At 72.3% G+C, this 19,573-nt stretch carries 15 protein-coding genes and 2 pseudogenes; 10 read left to right on the top strand and 7 right to left on the bottom strand.

The window, feature by feature from the left end; genetic code table 11:
* Nucleotides 1-10 precede the first annotated feature (10 nt).
* From QE405_RS06320 to QE405_RS06300, 5 genes are read left to right on the top strand one after another with little or no spacing between them, the layout of a single operon-like run.
* Nucleotides 11-247: a hypothetical protein gene (locus QE405_RS06320; protein WP_307199359.1), complete on the top strand. Its 237-nt coding sequence runs from the start codon at nucleotides 11-13 to the stop codon at nucleotides 245-247.
* Entirely contained in the window at nucleotides 240-1,319 is a 1,080-nt protein-coding gene (locus QE405_RS06315) for a hypothetical protein (RefSeq protein WP_307199358.1), read from the top strand. Before QE405_RS06320 ends, QE405_RS06315 begins: the two co-directional genes overlap by 8 nt.
* A complete protein-coding gene (locus QE405_RS06310; RefSeq protein ID WP_307199357.1) occupies nucleotides 1,316-1,588 on the top strand; it encodes a hypothetical protein in 273 nt (90 codons plus the stop codon). The genes QE405_RS06315 and QE405_RS06310 overlap by 4 nt, the downstream gene beginning before the upstream one ends.
* Entirely contained in the window at nucleotides 1,585-2,460 is an 876-nt protein-coding gene (locus tag QE405_RS06305; RefSeq protein ID WP_307199356.1) for a hypothetical protein, read from the top strand. The genes QE405_RS06310 and QE405_RS06305 overlap by 4 nt, the downstream gene beginning before the upstream one ends.
* On the top strand, nucleotides 2,461-3,522 hold the full coding sequence (locus QE405_RS06300) for a heparan-alpha-glucosaminide N-acetyltransferase domain-containing protein (RefSeq protein ID WP_307199355.1): 1,062 nt from the start codon (nucleotides 2,461-2,463) through the stop codon (nucleotides 3,520-3,522).
* A gap of 73 nt (nucleotides 3,523-3,595) precedes the next feature.
* On the opposite strand, the gene QE405_RS06295 is transcribed toward QE405_RS06300, so the two are convergent.
* From QE405_RS06295 to QE405_RS06285, 3 genes are all read right to left on the bottom strand, one after another.
* A complete protein-coding gene (locus QE405_RS06295; RefSeq protein WP_307199354.1) occupies nucleotides 3,596-6,406 on the bottom strand; it encodes an aconitate hydratase in 2,811 nt (936 codons plus the stop codon).
* 258 nt (nucleotides 6,407-6,664) lie between these two features.
* On the bottom strand, nucleotides 6,665-7,645 hold the full coding sequence (locus QE405_RS06290) for a class I SAM-dependent RNA methyltransferase (protein WP_307199353.1): 981 nt from the start codon (nucleotides 7,643-7,645) through the stop codon (nucleotides 6,665-6,667).
* Between the two features lie 274 nt (nucleotides 7,646-7,919).
* The gene (locus QE405_RS06285; protein ID WP_307199352.1) at nucleotides 7,920-9,986 is read right to left on the bottom strand and encodes an APC family permease; all 2,067 of its coding nucleotides are present in this window, start codon (nucleotides 9,984-9,986) and stop codon (nucleotides 7,920-7,922) included.
* Nucleotides 9,987-10,075: 89 nt separating this feature from the next.
* Between QE405_RS06285 and QE405_RS06280 the strand changes: the two genes are divergently transcribed.
* Both QE405_RS06280 and QE405_RS06275 read left to right on the top strand, forming a co-directional pair.
* Entirely contained in the window at nucleotides 10,076-10,738 is a 663-nt protein-coding gene (locus tag QE405_RS06280; RefSeq protein WP_307199351.1) for a potassium channel family protein, read from the top strand.
* Nucleotides 10,738-11,406 carry a potassium channel family protein gene (locus QE405_RS06275; protein WP_307199350.1) on the top strand — a complete coding sequence of 223 codons (669 nt, stop codon included), beginning with the start codon at nucleotides 10,738-10,740 and terminating at the stop codon, nucleotides 11,404-11,406. The genes QE405_RS06280 and QE405_RS06275 overlap by 1 nt, the downstream gene beginning before the upstream one ends.
* A gap of 178 nt (nucleotides 11,407-11,584) precedes the next feature.
* Here the strand turns inward: QE405_RS06275 and aspS are convergent, their stop codons facing one another.
* Genes aspS through QE405_RS06260 form a run of 3 tightly spaced genes read right to left on the bottom strand, consistent with a single transcriptional unit; the run spans nucleotide 11,585 to nucleotide 15,496 of the window.
* Entirely contained in the window at nucleotides 11,585-13,357 is a 1,773-nt protein-coding gene (gene aspS / locus QE405_RS06270) for an aspartate--tRNA ligase (RefSeq protein WP_307199349.1), read from the bottom strand.
* Nucleotides 13,354-14,736 (bottom strand): histidine--tRNA ligase, encoded by a 1,383-nt coding sequence (gene hisS, locus QE405_RS06265; protein WP_307199348.1) that lies wholly within the window; start codon nucleotides 14,734-14,736, stop codon nucleotides 13,354-13,356. The genes aspS and hisS overlap by 4 nt, the downstream gene beginning before the upstream one ends.
* 31 nt (nucleotides 14,737-14,767) lie before the next feature.
* Entirely contained in the window at nucleotides 14,768-15,496 is a 729-nt protein-coding gene (locus QE405_RS06260; RefSeq protein ID WP_307199347.1) for an MBL fold metallo-hydrolase, read from the bottom strand.
* On the opposite strand from QE405_RS06260, the pseudogene QE405_RS20915 reads away from it, so the two are divergent.
* The 3 genes and pseudogenes from QE405_RS20915 to QE405_RS20905 form a co-directional block, all read left to right on the top strand.
* Nucleotides 15,489-16,064: pseudogene (locus QE405_RS20915) on the top strand (hypothetical protein); the annotation flags it as partial. The gene QE405_RS06260 and the pseudogene QE405_RS20915 overlap by 8 nt on opposite strands.
* Nucleotides 16,065-16,206: 142 nt before the next feature.
* Nucleotides 16,207-16,299 (top strand): annotated as a pseudogene (locus tag QE405_RS20910) (hypothetical protein); the annotation flags it as partial.
* Nucleotides 16,300-16,320: 21 nt separating this feature from the next.
* A complete protein-coding gene (locus QE405_RS20905) occupies nucleotides 16,321-16,863 on the top strand; it encodes a DUF349 domain-containing protein (RefSeq protein ID WP_373459446.1) in 543 nt (180 codons plus the stop codon).
* Between the two features lie 283 nt (nucleotides 16,864-17,146).
* Here the strand turns inward: QE405_RS20905 and QE405_RS06250 are convergent, their stop codons facing one another.
* Nucleotides 17,147-19,381, bottom strand: a complete 2,235-nt coding sequence (locus tag QE405_RS06250) for a RelA/SpoT family protein (protein WP_307205612.1) — start codon at nucleotides 19,379-19,381, stop codon at nucleotides 17,147-17,149.
* Between the last annotated feature and the right edge of the window lie 192 nt (nucleotides 19,382-19,573).

Genomic DNA, 19,573 nt, shown 5'->3' with positions numbered 1-19,573 from the left:
GGTGAGGCGCATGTCACGACCCGTGCTCACGTCGATGGCCCGGAGGCTCGACCTGCCCGTCGAGCGGCTCGCGCTCCTCGAGGCCTACGACGAGGCCGACCTGACCGTGCTCGACGACGCGATCAGCCTCGCGATCCGTGCGGAGGACCGCGCCGTGGCCGACGGGCTCGAGGAGGCCGTGCGCTTCGTGCCCCGACCGCTCCGGGGCCGGGCCCGGGCGCTCGTGTTCGGGACCGACCGTGGCTGAGACCGCCGCCCGCGACGCACCCCGGGGCGGCAACGCCGCCACCCGGCTCGCCGCCCGCATCGAGCTCACCAAGCTCGCCCACGAGCTCGACCTCGGCCTGGACGAGGTCGCCTTCCTCGCCGACGCGGACCCCGACGACCTCCGCCGGTTCCGCACCGACGTGGCCGAGCGGCTCTTCGCCCGGCACGCCGACCGGTTCGCCCGCATCGCCCACCTCAGCTCCCTCGTGCCGGTCGCCATCGCCGCCCGCGCGGCACAGCACGCGGTCGGGCCCCTCGTCAGCGCCCGCATCGCCGGCTCGCTGCCGCCGACCGAGGCCGTGCGCCTCGCGCGGCGGCTGCCCGCCGACTTCCTGGCGGAGGTGTGCCTCACCCTCGACCCCGACCGGGTGCGCGGCATCGTCGCGGACCTCGACGTGGAGCTCGTGGCGCAGATCGGCCGCCTCCTGCTGGAGCGCGGCGAGCACGTGGTGCTCGGACGCTTCGTGTCCGTGGTGCCGACGGCGTCGGCCCTCGCCGTCGTCGACGGCGCCGACCCGGGCGACCTGCTGCGCGCCGCGCTCTTCGCCGACGACCGCTCGGTGCTCCCGGCCCTCGTGGACGGGCTCGACGACGACGTCCTCGTCGCCGTCGTGGAGCACGCGCACGCCACCGACGCGCACCTCGACGCCCTCACCCTGGTCACCTCGTTGGACCCGAGGGCGCGCGCTCGCGTGGTCGGCGTCGTCGCCGGTCTCCCCGCGGACCGCGCCGCGGGCTTCCTGGCCGCCGTGGCGGAGATCGACGCCTGGCGCGAGCTCCTCCCCGCGCTGGGCGCCCTCGACGACGGAGCGCTGCGCGCCCTGGTCAACGTGCCCGCCACGACGGACCCGACCGTGCTCGACGCCGTGCTGCGCACCGGCCGGGAGCTCGACCTCGCCCCGACGCTGCTGCGGGTGCTCCACGCGCTCGACGAGGAGCACCTCGCCGCCCTGCGGGGCGCGCCGGCACTGGCCGACGCCGACGTGCGGAGGTGGCTGGAGCGGCACGACGACGGCGACGACCGCCTGACCGCCCTGCTGCAGGCATCGTGAACGCGCCTCCGCCGCTCGAGCGGGTGGCCGAGCGCCTCGGGCTGGCTCCCGACGACCTCGCCTACCTCGGCCGGTTCGACGACGCGCAGCTGGACGCCCTCGACACGGCGGTCGCCATGGCGCAGCACCGCGAGGACCTCGAGGTACGCCGCGGGATGCGCGACGCCGTACGTCTGGTCCCCGCGCCGTTGCGGCGGCGGGTCGCCGCGACGCTGTTCCCGCGGGACGGGGCGGCGGAGCCGTCCGCGGCCACCGGGGCGTCCTCGTGAACGCCGGCCGGTCGGTGGTCGAGGTCGCCAAGCTCAAGCACGCCCTGCAGGTGCCCGCGGACGCCTCCGACCTGGACTTCCTGGCCGCGCTGTCCCCCGCGGAGGTCACCCACCTGCGTCGCAGCGTCGACGCGGCCCGGCACGCCCGCCAGGCCGGACGGTTCGCGCGCCTCGCCGGCATCACCCGCTTCCTCCCCGTCGCGGTGGCGGCCAAGGCCGCCGAGACGGCGCTCGGCCCCCTCGTCTCGGCCCGCACGGCCTCCGTGATGGAGCCCGATGAGGCCTCGCGGCTCGCCGAGCGGATCTCGCCCGACTTCCTGGCGGAGCTGACCGGCCACCTCGAGCCGACCCGGGCGACCGCGATCGTGACGGGCCTGCCCGCAGACCTCCTCGTCGCCGTCGGCCGGCGCATGCTCGCGAACGGCGACCACCTGACCCTCGGCGGCTTCGTCGGCGTCATGCCCGCCGACGCCAGCGTCGAGGTGGTCCGGGACGCCCCCGGGCTGGCGATCCTCGAGATCGCCGTCCACGCCGAGGACCCGGCGGCGCTCGACGAGGTGCTGGCCGGGCTGCCGGACGCGACCCTGGAGCGGATCCTCACCGCCGCGGGCGAGCACGACCGCGCCGACGAGGCCGTCCTGCTGATGGCGCTGCTCGGGCTCGAGGCCCGGGCGCGGTTGTTCGAGCTGCTGCCCCGGCTGGACCGCCTGCACCAGCGGCGCCTCGTGCGGGCGGTCGTCCGGCAGGCCGCGTGGGAGCAGGTGCTGCCCGTGCTGTCGCGGATCAGCGCCGACGCCCTCCACCACCTCGTGCGGCTACCCGAGATCGCCGATCCGGACCTGCTGGCCGGGCTCGTGCACGACGATGGGTGAGTGACCGCTCCCCTCCCCCTCGGGTCCCGCTCCGACTCCGCCACCGCCGGCCGCGCCCGCGACCTCGGCATCGACGCGGCCCGCGGGCTGGCCCTCGTGTCGATGTTCGTCGCGCACTTCGCGCCCGGCGGCGGCCCCGGCGGCGTCCTCGACCTCAGCGAGTACCTCACCGCGCCGCTCTTCGCGTTCCTCATCGGGTGGGGAGCCCAGCTGGGCCGCGGCCGCCACGGCGAGGTCGTCGCCGTGCTGGTGCGGGCGGCGGCGCTCATCGGCATCGGCCTGCTGCTCGAGCGCAGCGACGCGCAGATCGTGGTCGTCCTCGTCTGGCTGGGCGCGCTGACCCTGCTGTGCCTCGTGCTCGTCCGGCTGCCCGACCTGGCGCTGCTCGGCATCGCCGTCGCCCTCTACGTGCTGGAGCCGCGGCTGCTGACGAGCACCGCCGCCGCGCTCCGCGACTGGCGGTTCGAGCGGCTGATGGCCGGCGAGACCGCCGACGGGCTCTACCCGCGGCTCCTCGAGCTCGCGGTCGCCGGCCCCTACTACCGCCTGACCTCGATGCTCGTGGTCGCGTGCCTCGCGATCGTGCTCGCCCGGCACGCCGGGCGGCTGGTGACCGTCGCGAGCCTGGCGGGGTGTGCGCTCGTCACGGCCGGGATGATCGGCGCGCAGCGCGCCGGGACGCTCGACATGGCGCCGTACACGGGGACCCCGGCCGTCCTGACCTTCGAGGTCGTGCTCGTCGTGGCCGTCGTGCAGGCGGTGCGGCTCGCGGCGACGTGGGTGCCCGCCGCGGCGCGGCCCCTGGCCGACGCCGGCCGGATCACCCTCACGGCCTACGTGGTGCAGATCCTGGTGGCCCACCAGTGGGTCCAGGACCGGGAACCGGGCTTCCGCGACGACTCCTGGGGGCTCATGGCCGCGATGATCGTGGGCTCGCTGGCGCTCGGGTGGCTGTGGCCGCGACTGGTGCGCTGGGAGCCCTGGTCGCGGGGCCCCGTCGAGGGGATCGAGCGCGGACTGGCCCGGGGCATCACCGCGGGCGTCGACCGCGTGCGGCGCTAGACCGACCTCGTCGTACGCCGACGGCCCGCCCCCGCGGGTGCGGGGACGGGCCGTCGGTGGGGGGACCGGGAGATCAGCCCTTCAGCAGGCTCCGGAGCACGAACTGCATGATGCCGCCGTTGCGGTAGTAGCTCGCCTCGCCCGGGGTGTCGATGCGGACGACGGCGTCGAACTCGACGTCGCCGGCCTTCACCTTGACCGTCCGGGGCGTGCGGCCCTCGTTGAGCTCGGTGATGCCGGTGATGGAGAAGGTCTCCTCGCCGGTGAGGCCGAGGCTCTCGGCGTTCTCGCCCTCGGGGAACTGCAGCGGGATGACGCCCATGCCGATGAGGTTGGAGCGGTGGATGCGCTCGTAGCTCTCCGCGATGACCGCCTTGACGCCGAGCAGCGAGGTGCCCTTGGCCGCCCAGTCGCGCGACGAGCCCGAGCCGTACTCCTTGCCCGCCAGCACGACCAGCGGGATGCCGGCCTCCTGGTAGTTGACCGACGCGTCGTACACCGAGGTGACGGGGGCGTCGTCCTGGGTGAAGTCGCGGGTGACGCCGCCCTCGGTGCCCGGCGCGATCTGGTTGCGCAGGCGGATGTTGGCGAAGGTGCCGCGGATCATGACCTCGTGGTTGCCACGGCGCGAGCCGTAGGAGTTGAAGTCACGCTGCTGCACGCCGTGCTCGGTCAGGTAGAGACCCGCGGGCGAGTCCTTCTTGATCGAGCCCGCCGGGCTGATGTGGTCGGTCGTGACCGAGTCGCCCAGCTTGAGCAGCACCCGGGCGCCGTCGATGTCGGTGACCGGCGTCGGCTCGTCGGGCATGCCGTCGAAGTAGGGCGCCTTGCGCACGTACGTCGACGACTCGTCCCACGTGAAGATGTCGCCCTCGGGGGTGGGCAGCGAGCGCCAGCGCTCGTCGCCCTTGAAGACGTCCGCGTAGGACTCCGCGAACATGTCCGAGTTGATGGCGCCGCGGATCGTGTCCTCGACCTCGGCCGGCGAGGGCCAGATGTCCTTGAGGTAGACCGGGTTGCCGTCGGTGTCGTCACCGAGCGAGTCCTCGAACAGGTCGACGTCCATCGAGCCGGCCAGCGCGTAGGCGACGACCAGCGGCGGGGAGGCCAGGTAGTTCATCTTGATGTCGGGGCTGATGCGGCCCTCGAAGTTGCGGTTGCCCGAGAGCACCGAGACGACGGCGAGGTCGTTGTCGTTGACCGCGGCGGAGACCTCGGGGATGAGCGGGCCCGAGTTGCCGATGCAGGTGACGCAGCCGTAGCCGACGAGGTTGAAGCCCAGCTTGTCGAGGTACGGCGTGAGGCCGGCCTTGTCGTAGTAGTCGCTGACGACCTGCGAGCCCGGGGCCAGCGTCGTCTTGACCCACGGCTTGCGGGACAGGCCCTTCTCGACGGCCTTCTTCGCCAGCAGCGCCGCGCCGATCATCACCGACGGGTTCGACGTGTTGGTGCAGGAGGTGATGGACGCGATGGTGACGGCGCCGTGGTCGAGCGTGAACTCGGTGCCGTCCTCCAGCGTGACCTTGACCGGCTTGCTGGGGCGGCCACCGTCGGCCGGCGCGGCCGACAGGTAGTCACGCGGCGGGGCGGCCTCACCGTGACCGTTGGACGTGACCGGGTCGGAGGCCGGGAAGGTCTCGGCGACGGACTCGTCGTAGCCCTCCTCCTCACCGTCCTCGTCGACGTACGACGCGAGCGCGCCGCGGAACGACTCCTTGGCGACCGAGACCTCGACGCGGTCCTGCGGGCGCTTCGGGCCGGCCAGCGAGGGGACGACGGTGGCCAGGTCGAGCTCGAGCTTCTCCGAGTAGCGCGGCTCGGCGTCGGGGTCGAGCCAGAGGCCCTGCTCCTTGGCGTACTTCTCGACGAGCGCGACCTGCTCGGCCGGGCGACCGGTGAGCTCGAGGTACTTCGTCGTCTCGCCGTCGATCGGGAAGACCGCGATGGTCGAGCCGAACTCGGGGCTCATGTTGCCGATGGTGGCGCGGTTGGCCAGCGGCAGCGCCGCGACACCCGGGCCGTAGAACTCGACGAACTTGCCGACCACACCGTGCTTGCGCACCATCTCGGTGATCGTGAGCACGAGGTCGGTGGCGGTGGAGCCCTCGGGCAGCTCGCCGGACAGCTTGAAGCCGACGACGCGCGGGATGAGCATCGAGACCGGCTGGCCCAGCATGGCGGCCTCGGCCTCGATGCCGCCGACGCCCCAGCCGACGACGCCGATGCCGTTGACCATCGTCGTGTGGGAGTCGGTCCCGACGCAGGTGTCGGGGTAGGCCAGCAGCTCGCCGTCGACCTCGCGGGTGAAGACGGTGCGCGCCAGGTGCTCGATGTTGACCTGGTGGACGATGCCGGTGCCCGGGGGGACGACCTTGAAGTCGTCGAAGGCGCCCTGGCCCCAGCGCAGGAACTGGTAGCGCTCGCGGTTGCGCTCGTACTCGATCTCGACGTTGCGCTCGAACGCCTCGGGGGTGCCGAAGACGTCGGCCATCACGGAGTGGTCGATGACCATCTCGGCGGGCGCGAGCGGGTTGATCTTGGAGGCGTCGCCACCGAGCTCCGCCATGGCCTCACGCATCGTGGCGAGGTCGACGATGCAGGGCACGCCGGTGAAGTCCTGCATGAGGACGCGCGCCGGCGTGAACTGGATCTCCTTGTCGGGCTGGGCCGTCTCGTCCCACCCGGCCAACGCCTTGATGTCGTCGGCGGTGATGTTGGCGCCGTCCTCCGTGCGGAGGAGGTTCTCGAGCAGCACCTTGAGCGAGAAGGGCAGCGAGTCGACGTCGAGACCCTCACCCTTCACCGCGTCGAGGCGGAAGATCTCGTAGGACGTGCCGTCCACGTCCAGGGTGCTCTTGGCACCGAAGCTGTTCTGACTTGCCACAGTCCGTCTCCTCGTCCGCTGGTTGGCCGCGCCCACCCATCTTGCCGCTGGGTCGGGAACCGTTCCCAGGAAGGCTCGCCTTACCTGGCGCGGTCCCGGGCGGCGTGCCGTGGTGCACGCGTCGGCCGGTTTGTCTTGACGTCAAGATACACGATGTCGAGCGACAAATCCCGCAGGCCGGTGTCCACCCCCGTGTAACGCGGTGTCCGAGTCACTGTGCACGCGGTCTACCACTTCCATGGACACCCGGACACCGCGTTACACCACCGGGAGCGCAGCGACCGACGGGCGCAGCAGCGCGACGCACTCGACGTGCTGCGTCATCGGGAAGAGGTCGAACCCGCGCACCTCGACGAGCTCCCACCCGGCCGCCCGGAACAGTCCGACGTCCCGGCCCAGCGCGGCGGGGTCGCACGCGACGTACGCCACCGCACGCGGAGCGCGCCGCACCAGCTCGTCGACGACCGCTCGGCCGGCCCCCTCGCGGGGCGGGTCGAGCACGACGAGATCGGGTGCGGCCAGCGCGGGGAGCGTCGCGTCGCCGTCGGCGAGCACGGTCGCCACGTCCCCCCGTACGGCGCGCACCCGCCCGGGTGCCGCGCGCAGGTTGTCGACGGCGTGGGCCGACGCGGTCGCGTCGCCCTCGACGCTGAGCACCGAGCCGTCGGGCCCGAGCGCGTCCGCCAGGTAGCGCGCGAAGAGACCCACCCCGCCGTACAGGTCGAGCGCGGTCTCCCCCGCCTGCGGCTGCAGCAGCTCGAGCACCGTCGCGACGAGGGTGCCGGGCGCGCCGGGGTGCACCTGCCAGAACCCGTCGGTCGCGACGGCGAAGGCGTGCTCCCCGGTGACGGCCCCCGGGCCGGCCACCGCGACGTGCTCGGTGGTCGTGCCGGGGTGCGGCTCCCGGGCGTCCGGGTGGGCGATGAGGCACTCGTCGACGGGCACGACGTCGTGCGACCGGTGGCGGCGCATCCCGCGCCCTCCCCCGGGCAGCGCGACGTAACGGACCCGGGTGCGCCAGCGCAGGCCGGCCAGCTGTTCGGGGAGGTCCCCCGCGACGGGCTGCACCTCGCCGTCCCAGGTGACCTCGGCGAGGCGCTGCAGCTGCTCGGCCACGACCGCCGTCTTCAGGGTGCGCTGGTGGGCGAGGTCGACGTGCTGGAAGTCGCAGCCGCCGCACAGGCCCGGACCCGCGACCGGGCAGGGGGCGACGACGCGGTGGGGCGAGGCCTCGCGCACCTCGACCACGTCGCCGCGCGCCAGAAGCGGTCGCCGTCGGAGCCCTCCGTGATCTCGAGGACGACGCGCTCGCCCGGGATGCCGTGGCGCACGAACACGACCCGGGGCCGCTCCTCCCCGGCGACGGCCACGCGCGCGACGCAGTGGCCGCCGTGGGCGACGGGCCCGATGTCCGCGTCGTACCGCTCCCCCACGCGCGAGCGTCCGCGCGGCGCGCGGCTGCGGGTGCCGCGGCCCCGCTGGGGACCGGGACGACGGCGGTGGTCGGGGCGGCTCACCGCTGCCTCGGCGAGCGGGGACGCACCCGGTCGGGCGCCTCCTCGCTCGTCACGCGACCCCGACGGAGGTCGCCGGGACGCACGCGGGTGAGCTGGCGGTCCTCCCGCTCGAGCGCGACGGCCGAGGACTGGAGCTGGAAGGGCACCGACGTCACCATCACGCCGGGCGTGAAGAGCAGGCGGCCCTTGAGGCGCAGCGCGCTCTGGTTGTGGAGCAGCTGCTCCCACCAGCGACCCACGACGTACTCCGGGATGTAGACCGCCACGACACCGCGCGGGTTGGCCTGCCGGATCTCCACCGCGTAGTCGACGATGGGCTTGATGAGCTCGCGGTAGGGCGAGTAGAGCACCTTGAGCGGCACGTCGATGCGGCGCTCGTCCCAGGCGGCCAGCAGCCGGTCGGTCTCCGCCGGGTCGGTGGACACGCAGACTGCCTCGAGCACGTTGGGGCGCGAGGCCTTGGCGTAGGCGAGCGCGCGGAGCGTCGGCTTGTGCAGCTTGGAGACGAGCACGATCGCGTGGACGCGGGTGGGGAGGACCTTGTCGGTCTCCTCGGCCGCGATCTCCGTCGCCACCCGGTCGTAGTGGCGCCGGATGGAGCGCATGAGGAAGTACGCCGCGGTCATCGCCAGGATCGTGATCCAGGCGCCCTCGAGGAATTTGGTGAGCAGCACGACGACGAGGACCACCGCCGTGAACGCCAGGCCGATCGCGTTGATCAGCCGCGACCGCTGCATCGTGCGCCGGCGACCGGGGTCCTTCTCCGTGGCGAGGTGGCGCGTCCAGTGGCGGATCATGCCGAGCTGGCTCAGGTTGAACGACACGAAGACGCCCACGATGTAGAGCTGGATCAGCTTGGTGGTCTGGGCGTCGAACGCGACGATGAGCACGATCGCCATGACGGCCAGGAAGACGATGCCGTTGCTGTAGGCGAGACGGTCGCCGCGGGAGCCGAGCGCGCGCGGGGCGAAGCCGTCCTTCGCGAGGATGGAGCCGAGCACCGGGAAGCCGTTGAAGGCCGTGTTGGCCGCGAGCACGAGGATGACGCCGGTCATCGTCACGACGAAGTAGAAGCCCGGCGGGAAGTCGGCGAAGAGCGCACCCGCGATCTGGGCGATGACCGTGTGCTGGTCGTAGCCGTCGGGCATCGGGTCCCCCGCCGCCGTGCGGAGGCGGTCGAGCTCGTGGGGGTCGACGTAGCGGATGCCCATCTCCCGGGCGAGCAGGATGACCGACAGCATCATCGTCACCGCGATCATGCCGAGCATGAGCAGCGTCGAGGCCGCGTTGCGGCTCTTGGGCCGCGTGAACGCCGGGACGCCGTTGGAGATCGCCTCGACGCCGGTCAGCGCCGCGCAGCCCGAGGAGAAGGCCCGTGCCAGCAGGAAGACCATGGCGAACTGGGTCAGCGGGCCCTCGAAGCCCTCGCGGGGGACGACGTCGAGCGCGGCGCTCTCCACCTCGGGCAGCGTGCCGACCGCCCACCGGTAGCCACCGTAGACCGCCATGCCGATGATCGCGACCATGAAGAGGTAGGTCGGCACGGCGAAGTAGCTGCCCGACTCCCGGATGCCCCGCAGGTTGAGCGCCATGAGCACGACGACGAGCGCGGAGGCGAAGAGCACCTCGTGCCCCGACAGGAACGGGATCGCCGCCGCGGCGTACTGCGAGCCCGACGAGATCGACACCGCCACGGTGAGCACGTAGTCGACGAGCAGGGCGCTCGCCACCGTCGTACCGGCGGCGGGGCCGAGGTTGACGCTCGCCACCTCGTAGTCGCCGCCCCCGCTCGGGTAGGCGTGCACGGTCTGGCGGTACGACGCGATCACCGCGGTCATCACCAGGGCGACCGCGACACCGATCCACGGGGAGAAGACGTACGACGTCGTCCCCGCGATCGACAGCATGATGAAGACCTCGTCGGGCGCGTAGGCGACCGACGACAACGCGTCGCTGGCGAAGACCGGGAGCGCGATGCGCTTCGGGAGGAGAGTTTCCCCGAGCTGGGAGCTGCGGAGCTTGCGCCCCAGCAGGATCCGTTTCGAGGCGTCGGCAAGACCCACGAGGCGCGATGGTACGCGTCGGAGACGGCGCACGGGTGCCAGCGGCGGTGATCCACCACACGGACCGCTGCTGGGCTACCGTTCCGCACGTGCATGTCGTGATCATGGGCTGCGGCCGCGTCGGTTCCACGCTGGCGCGCAGCCTCGAGGACCGCAACCACACGGTGTCGATCATCGACGTCGCGTCCGAGGCGTTCCGGCGGCTCGGGCCCGAGTTCAACGGTGACAAGATCACCGGCGTCGGCTTCGACCGCAAGGTGCTCGTCAAGGCGGGCATCAAGCGCGCCGACGCGTTCGCCGCGGTCTCGAGCGGCGACAACTCCAACATCATCGCGGCGCGCGTCGCGCGCGAGTCCTTCGGGCTCGAGCAGGTCGTGGCCCGCATCTACGACCCCGGGCGCGCCGAGGTCTACCAGCGGCTCGGCATCACCACCGTCGCCACGGTGAAGTGGACGGCCGACCAGGTGCTGCGACGCCTGCTGCCCGCGGGCGCCGAGCCCGACTTCCGCGACCCGTCCGGCACCATCCGACTCGACCAGGTGCCGGCCCCCGGCGCGTGGGTCGGCCACCGCACCGTCGCCTTCCAGGAGCAGACGCGCACGCGCATCGCCTGGATGGACCGGCTCGGCGAGGGCGAGCTGCCCCACCGCGAGAGCGTCATCCAGGAGGGCGACCTCCTCCACCTGGTGATGCGCGAGGAGAACGCCGCGCACGCCTACCGCACCATCGACCGCGGCCCGGAGGAGAGCTGATGCGCGTCGCCATCGCCGGAGCGGGCGCCGTCGGGCGCTCCATCGCGGCCGAGCTCATCCAGAACGGCCACGAGGTCCTCCTCATCGACAAGTCCGCCGAGGCGATCCGCCCGGAGCGGGTGGCGGAGGCCGAGTGGCTGCTCGCCGACTGCTGCGAGCTGTCCTCGCTCGAGGAGGCCCGGCTCGACAAGTGCGACGTCGTCATCGCCGCGACCGGCGACGACAAGGCCAACCTCGTCACGTCGCTGCTGGCGAAGACGGAGTTCGCCGTGCCGCGCACCGTGGGGCGGGTCAACCACCCCGACAACGAGTGGCTCTTCGGCGAGGCCTGGGGCGTCGACGTCAGCGTCTCGACGCCGCGCATCATGTCGGCGCTCGTCGAGGAGGCCGTCGCCGTCGGCGACCTCGTGCGGCTCTTCACCTTCCGCCAGGGCCAGGCGAACCTCGTGGAGCTGACGCTGCCCGAGGACTCGCCGTACGTCGGCACCCCGTCGGGGCTCGTGCCGTTCCCCGACAACTGTGCCCTCGTCACGATCCTGCGCGACGGCCAGGTCTACACGCCCGACGCCGAGCAGCCCCTCGAGGCGGGCGACGAGCTGCTGTTCGTCATCCCCACCGAGCTCGAGGACGACCTCGAGCGCCTCCTCGCGCCGTCCACCCACCCCTGAGGCGCGGGGCTGCGTCGAGTTTGGTCGTACGCCGCGGCAGACGCGTCGAGTTTGGTCGAACGCTTCGACCAAACTCGACGTCCACGCCGCGGCGTTCGACCAAACTCGACGTCAACGCCGCGGCGTTCGACCAAACTCGACGTCAACGCCGCGGCGTTCGACCAAACTCGGCGAGGGATCAGGCCTCGGGCTCGGCCTTCGGCTCGGGCTTGGCGTCGACGCCGGCCTCCTTGCGCTGGGCCGGGGTGATCGGGGCCGGGGCCGCGGTCAGCGGGTCGAAGCCGCCGCCCGACTTCGGGAACGCGATGACCTCACGGATCGAGTCGACGCCCGCGAGCAGCGCCACGATCCGGTCCCAGCCGAAGGCGATGCCGCCGTGCGGGGGCGCGCCGTACTTGAACGCCTCCAGCAGGAAGCCGAACTTCTCCTCGGCCTCGGCCTCGTCGAGGCCCATGATCGCGAACACGCGCTTCTGCACGTCCTCGCGGTGGATGCGGATCGAGCCGCCGCCGATCTCGTTGCCGTTGCAGACGATGTCGTAGGCCCACGCCAGCGCGTTGCCGGGGTCGGCGTCGAAGGCCTCGACGTCCTGCGGCGAGGTGAAGGCGTGGTGCACGGCCGTCCACGCACCGGCACCGACGGCGACGTCGCCGCTGGCGACCGCGTCGGAGGCCGGCTCGAACAGCGGGGCGTCGACGACCCAGAGGAAGCTCCAGGCGTCCTCGTCGATCAGGCCGCAGCGACGACCGATCTCGAGGCGCGCGGCACCGAGGAGGGCGCGCATCGGCTTCGTGGCGCCGGCGCTGAAGAAGATGCAGTCGCCGGGGACGGCGCCGACGTGCGCGGCCAGGCCGGCCTTCTCGGTGTCGGAGAGGTTCTTCGCCACCGGACCGGTGAGCTCGCCGTCCTCCTGCACCAGCACGTAGGCGAGACCACGGGCACCGCGCTGCTTCGCCCACTCCTGCCAGGCGTCGAGCTGCTTGCGCGGCTGGGACGCACCGCCGGGCATGACGACCGCACCGACGTACTCCGCCTGGAACACGCGGAACGTCGTGTCCTTGAAGTACTCGGTGCACTCGACGAGCTCCTGCCCCATGCGCAGGTCGGGCTTGTCGGAGCCGAACCGGGCCATCGCCTCGGCGTACGTCATCCGCGGCAGCGGCGTCGGCACCTCGTGCCCGACGAGCGCCCACAGCGCGGTGAGGATCTCCTCGGCCAGGGCGATGACGTCGTCCTGCTCGACGAAGCTCATCTCGATGTCGAGCTGCGTGAACTCCGGCTGACGGTCGGCGCGGAAGTCCTCGTCGCGGTAGCAGCGCGCGATCTGGTAGTACCGCTCCATCCCGGCCACCATCAGCAGCTGCTTGAACAGCTGCGGGCTCTGCGGGAGCGCGTACCAGCTGCCCGGCTGCAGCCGCGCGGGCACCAGGAAGTCGCGGGCGCCCTCGGGCGTCGAGCGCGTGAGGGTCGGCGTCTCCACCTCGACGAAGTCGTGACCCGCGAGCACCGCGCGGGCCGCGCGGTTGACCTCGCTGCGCAGGCGCAGCGTGCGACCCGGGCCCGTACGGCGCAGGTCGAGGTAGCGGTGCCGCAGGCGCGCCTCCTCGCCGACGTCCACGTGGTCGTCGATCGGGAACGGCAGCGGCGCGGCGGCCGACAGCACCTCGACCTCGGTCGCGATGACCTCGATCTCGCCGGACGCCAGGTTGGGGTTGGCGTTGCCCTCGGGGCGCAGGGCGACGTCGCCGGTCACCTTGACGCAGTACTCGTTGCGGAGCCCGCCGGCGACCTCCTCGTCGCGCACGACGACCTGGGCCACGCCGGTCGACTCGCGGAGGTCGAGGAACGCCACGCCGCCGTGATCGCGCCGCTTGGCCACCCACCCGGCGAGGGTGACGGTCTGGCCGACGTGCTCGGGGCGCAGGGCCCCGGCGTCATGGGTGCGGATCACGAGCTTGTCTCCTCGGTGGTGGGGCTGACGACCTGCGGACGCAGGTCCTCGGTCGATGGTGTCCAGGCCGCCGGGTCGGCGTCCACCTGGTTCCCGTCGCGGATGTCCTTGACCTGGTGGGTCGGCGCGCCCTGCTCGTCGGTGCCGACGAACCAGACGAACGGGATGCCACGCCGGTCGGCGTGCTTGATCTGCTTGCCGAACTTGGCCGCCGTGGGGGCGACCTCGCAGGCGATGCCGCGGGCCCGGAGCGCGTCCGCCACGGCGTCGCTCGCCGGGCGGGTGGCCTCGTCGGTGAGGGCGACGAGCACGACGCTGGGCACCGAGCGGCTCGCGGTGAGGACGCCGCGCGACAGCAGCGGCACCAGCACGCGGGAGACGCCGAGCGAGATCCCGACGCCGGGGTACGTCGTGCGCCCGTCGGAGGCGAGCGCGTCGTACCGACCGCCCGAGCAGATGGAGCCCATGGACTCGTAGCCGTCGAGGCGCGTCTCGAACACGGTGCCGGTGTAGTAGTCGAGGCCCCGGGCGATCGACAGGTCGGCGGTGATCCGCACGTGCTCGTCGGCCAGCGGGGCGGCGCCGCGCACGAGCGTGGCCAGCTCCTCGAGACCCTCGTCGAGCAGCTCGTGGGACACCCCGAGGGCGCGCACCTGCTCGACGAACGAGTCGTCCTCGGCCTTGATGGTCGCCAGGCGCAGGCACGCCTCGGCCTGCTCGGGGGTCGCCCCGGCCTCGGCGACGAGCAGCTCCGCGACCTTCTCCGTCGGCAGCTTGTCGAGCTTGTCCACGAGGCGCATGACCTCGTCGACCTGCGTCAGGCCGAGACCCAGGTAGAAGCCCTGGATGAGCTTCCGGTTGTTGACCTGCAGGCGGAAGCCCGGTAGGCCGATGACGTCGGGGTGCGCGAGCCGGCGCAGCGCGTCGAGCATCACCTTGGTGACCTCGACGTCGTGGTGGAACGGCAGCGTGTCCCGGCCGATGACGTCGATGTCGGCCTGCGTGAACTCGCGGTAGCGCCCGTCCTGCGGCCGCTCGCCGCGCCACACCTTCTGGATCTGGTAGCGCCGGAACGGGAACTCCAGCTTGCCGGCGTTCTCCAGGACGTAGCGGGCGAAGGGCACGGTCAGGTCGAAGTGCAGCCCGATGCCGGCGTCCGAGCCTGCCTCGTCGGCCTGCAGGCGCCGCAGCACGTACACCTCCTTCGAGGTGTCGCCCTTGCGCAGCAGCTGGTCCATCGGCTCGACGGCGCGGGTCTCGATGCCCGCGAAGCCGTGCAGCTCGAAGGTGCGGCGCAGGGTGTCGACGACGAGCTGCTCGACGACCCGCTGGGCGGGCAGCAGCTCGGGGAACCCGCTCAGCGGGGTGGGCTTGCTCATGGGGTGGGGTCTCCTGGGACGGGTCGAGCGCTCAGAGGCCGCGGCGCACCGGCGGGGTGCCGTCGCCGTCGCTCTCGAGGAGGTCGAGCAGGTAGGGGTTCGTGGCGCGCTCGCGACCGATCGAGGTCTGCTCGCCGTGGCCGGGCAGCACCACGACGTCGTCGGCCAGCGGCAGCACCTTGCTGGCCAGCGTGCGCAGCATCGTCGGATGGTCGCCGCCGGGGAGGTCGGTGCGTCCGATCGAGCCCTTGAACAGCAGGTCGCCCGCGAACATGACCTCCGAGATCTCCGGCTGGCCCGCCGCCGCGCCGTACGGCGTGCGGAAGGTGACGGAGCCGGCCGTGTGGCCCGGCGTGTGGTCGACGGTGAAGGTGAGGCCCGCCAGCTCGAGCGCCTGGCCGTCCGCGAGCTCCGCGACGTCGTCGGGCTCGACGAACTCGTGCCGGCCGCCGAGGAGCATCGCGGCGCTCTCGCGGGAGATGCCGGCCATCGGGTCGCTCAGCAGGTGCCGGTCCCGCGGGTGGATCCAGGCCGTCGCGTCGTAGGCGCCCGCCACCGGCGTCACCGACCACATGTGGTCGATGTGGCCGTGGGTCAGCAGCACCGCGACGGGCTTGAGCCGGTTCTCGGCCACGACCTGCTCGACGCCCGAGGCGGCGTCCTGACCGGGATCGACGACGATGCACTCCGTGCCCTTGCCGGTCGCGACGACGTAGCAGTTCGTGCCCCACGAGCCTGCGGGGAATCCGGCGATGAACACCGGAGCACAGTACCGAGTGGGTTCGTGCCCCCGCACTTCGGCGCTTCTGACTAGCATGGGCCCCGGTAGTCGCACGGACGGGCACACCCCCCGACGCAGCGGCTGCGGCCAGCGGCCAGCGAGCGAAGAGGACGACCACGTGACGGGTCATGAGTGGGGACGAGTCGACGAGGACGGCACGGTCTACGTGCGCACCTCCGACGGGGAACGTGCCGTGGGGCAGTACCCGGAGGGCTCGCCCGCGGAGGCGCTGAAGTTCTTCACGGACCGGTACGACGCACTGAAGTTCGAGGTCGACCTGCTGGAGCAGCGGATCTCGGGCGGAGCGGTCGGTCCCGAGGACGCCGCCGCCTCCGTGCAGAAGGTCCGGTCCGCGGTCACCGACGCGAACGCCGTGGGCGACCTCGCCAGCCTGCTGGCGCGGCTCGAGAAGATCACCACCACCATCGACGCGCAGCGCGAGGCCAAGAAGGCGGAGCGCGCCGAGAAGGTGGCGGCGGCCCGCGGCGAGAAGGAGCGGATCGCCAGCGCGGCCGAGGCGATCGCCGAGGGCGACGACTGGCGCAACGGCGCCAACCGCCTGCGCGACCTGCTCGAGGAGTGGAAGGCGCTCCCCCGGCTCGACCGCACCTCCGACGACACGCTGTGGCGCCGGTTCTCGGGCGCGCGGGACGGCGTACACGCGGCGCCGCAAGTCGCACTTCGCCCAGCTGAACGAGAAGCGCGAGGGCGCCCGCGCCGTCAAGGAGCGCCTCGTCGTCGAGGCGGAAGCGCTCTCGACGTCGACGGAGTGGGGCCCGACCGCCGGTCGCTACCGCGACCTCATGCGCGACTGGAAGGCGGCCGGTCCCGCGCCGCGCGACGTGGACGAAGCGCTGTGGCGTCGCTTCCGCGGCGCGCAGGACGCGTTCTTCGGTGCCCGGGACGCTGCGAACTCCCAGCTGGACGCCGAGTTCGCCGCTAACGCCGAGGTCAAGGAGCAGATCCTCGTCGAGGCCGAGGCCCTCGTGCCCGTGCAGGACCTGGAGGCCGCCAAGCGGACGTTCCGCGATCTCGCCGAGCGCTGGGACGCCGCCGGCAAGGTGCCCCGCGAGCGCATGAAGGACCTCGAGGGCCGGATGCGCCGCGTCGAGCAGGCGCTGCGGGGCGTCGAGGACGAGCAGTGGCGCCGGTCCGACCCCGAGAAGTCGGCCCGTGCCAACGACGTGATCACCAAGCTCGAGTCCGCGATCGCCGAGGTCGAGGCCGAGCTCGAGCAGGCGCGCGCCGCCGGCAACCAGAAGAAGGTCACCGAGCTCGAGGGCAACCTCGCCTCGCGGCAGATGTTCCTCGACGCCGCGCGGCGCGCGTCGGCGGACTTCGGCTGACCGACCCCGTACGCCGCGCACGAGCCCGGCCCCGCACCGTCGTCCAGGTGCGGGGCCGGGGTCGTTCGTGCCCGGTCCTCGTGGCCGGTTCGGGCGGTACCGCGGAAGGGCGCGGTCCCGGGCGAGGCCCCTCCGGGGAAGGAAAACGCGGACCGCGGGTCTCCGAAGCCCGGCTTGGATCGTTCCAGAGGCGCAGCCGGTCCGCGTTTTCTTTTTCGGGTCCGCGTTTTCTTCCGCCGCGCGGGGGTCGACCAGCAGATGCCGGCCGGTCTCGTGGGTCGGGCTACTGCGTCACGCGGTAGGCGTCGAACACGCCCGGCACGGTCCGCACGGCGCGGAGCACGGTGTCGAGGTGCTTCGCGTCGGCCATCTCGAACGTGAACCGGCTCTTCGCCACCCGGTCGCGGGTGGTGCTCAGCGTCGCGCTGAGGATGTTCACGTGGGCGTCCGACAGCACCATCGTGATGTCGGAGAGCAGCCGCGCCCGGTCGAGCGCCTCGACCTGGATGTTGACGAGGAAGGTCGACTGCGCGGTCGGCGCCCACTCCACCTCGACGAGCCGCTCCGGCTGGCCCTGCAGGTTGCCGGCGTTGGTGCAGTCCTGCCGGTGCACCGAGACCCCGCCGCCCTTGGTGACGAAGCCGAGGATCGGGTCGGGCGGCACGGGCGTGCAGCACTTGGCGAGCTTGACCCACACGTCGGCGACACCGCGCACGATGACGCCCGACTCGGTGCTGCTGGGCGTGACCTTGCGGGCCCGCCGCGGCGAGGTGATCGTGACGCCCTCGGCCGCGTGCTCCCGTGCCCCCTCCTCGCCGCCGTGGAGGTCGATCACGCGGCGTACGACGGCCTGGGCGGAGAGGTTCCCCTCGCCCACCGCGGCGTAGAGCGCCGTGATGTCGTCGAGCTTGAAGTGGACGGCCGCGAGCCGCAGCGTCTCCGCCGACATGAGGCGCTTGAGGGGCAGGCCCTCCTTGCGCATCAGCTTCGCGAGCTGGTCCTTGCCGCGCTCGATCGCCTCCTCGCGGCGCTCCTTGGTGAACCACGCGCGGATCTTGGAGCGCGCCCGCGGCGACTTCACGAAGGTCAGCCAGTCCTGCGACGGGGCGGCCGTCTGCGCCTTCGACGTGAACACCTCGACGACGTCGCCGTTGTCGAGCGTGGACTCGAGCGGCACCAGGCGACCGTTGACGCGCGCGCCGATCGTGTGGTGGCCCACCTCGGTGTGCACCGCGTAGGCGAAGTCGACCGGCGTGGCACCCGTCGGGAGAGCGATGACGTCGCCGCGCGGGGTGAAGACGTAGACCTCGGCGCGGTTGATCTCGTAGCGCAACGAGTCGAGGAACTCGCTCGGGTCCTCGACGTCCGACTGCCAGTCGAGCAGCTGGCGCACCCAGTTCATGTCGTCGGGGTCGCCGAGCCGGTCGGTGTCCACCCCGGCGCGGTTGTCCTCCTTGTACTTCCAGTGCGCCGCCACGCCGTACTCCGCCCGCTTGTGCATCGCGAACGTGCGGATCTGGATCTCCACCGGCTTGCCCTGCGGGCCGATGACGGTGGTGTGGAGCGACTGGTACATGTTGAACTTCGGCATCGCGATGAAGTCCTTGAACCGGCCGAGCACCGGGTTCCAGCGCTGGTGCACGGTGCCCATCACCGTGTAGCAGTCGCGGTCCTCCTCGACGAGCACGCGGATGCCGACCAGGTCGTAGATGTCGGTGAACTCGCGGCCGCCGACGATCATCTTCTGGTAGATCGAGTAGTAGTGCTTCGGCCGTCCCGTGACGGTCGCCTTGATCTTCGCGTCCTTCAGGTCGGCCGTGACCTGGGCGATCACCTCGGCGAGGAACTGGTCCCGCGAGGGCGCCCGGTCGGCGACGAGCCGCACGATCTCGTCGTAGATCTTCGGGTGCAGCGTCGCGAACGCCAGGTCCTCCAGCTCCCACTTCAGCGTGTTCATGCCGAGGCGGTGGGCGAGCGGCGCGAAGATGTCGAGGGTCTCGCGGGCCTTGCGCTCCTGCGTCTCCTGCTTCACGTAGCGCAGCGTGCGCATGTTGTGCAGCCGGTCGGCGAGCTTGATGACGAGCACGCGGATGTCGCGCGACATCGCGACGATCATCTTGCGGATGGTCTCGGCCTGCGCTGAGTCCCCGTACTGCACCTTGTCGAGCTTCGTCACGCCGTCGACGAGCAGCGCGACCTCGTCGCCGAAGTCGGCGCGCAGCTCGTCCAGCGTGTAGGGCGTGTCCTCGACGGTGTCGTGGAGCAGGGCCGCCACCAGCGTCGGCTCCGTCATGCCGATCTCGGCGAGGATCGTCGTCACGGCGAGCGGGTGCGTGATGTAGGGGTCACCGCTCTTGCGCATCTGCGTGCCGTGCATCCGCTCGGCCGTCAGGTACGCCCGCTCCAGGAGCGCGAGGTCAGCCTTGGGGTGGTTGGCGCGCACGGCGCGGAACAGCGGGTCGAGCACGGGGTTGCCGGGCTGGCTCCGGGTGCCGATCCGCGCGAGCCGCGCTCGCATGCTGCGGGCGGAGGTCACGGCCTCGGTGCTCCGGGTCGGCGCGGTCGCGACGTCGCGACCCGGCGTGGGGCGCCGGGTGCGCAACCAGGCGGCCCGACCGGCGTCGTCGCCGTCGGCATCGGGAGCGTCGCCCGGGACCGCGGCGTCGTCGTCCCGCGGACGGACCTCTGCGCCCGTGCTGCCCGCCCGCTC

Source organism: Nocardioides zeae (assembly GCF_030818655.1).
Classification (GTDB): Bacteria; Actinomycetota; Actinomycetes; order Propionibacteriales; family Nocardioidaceae; genus Nocardioides; species Nocardioides zeae_A.
Note: the sequence above shows the minus strand (reverse complement) of the source record. Positions and strands in the feature narration are given on the sequence as shown.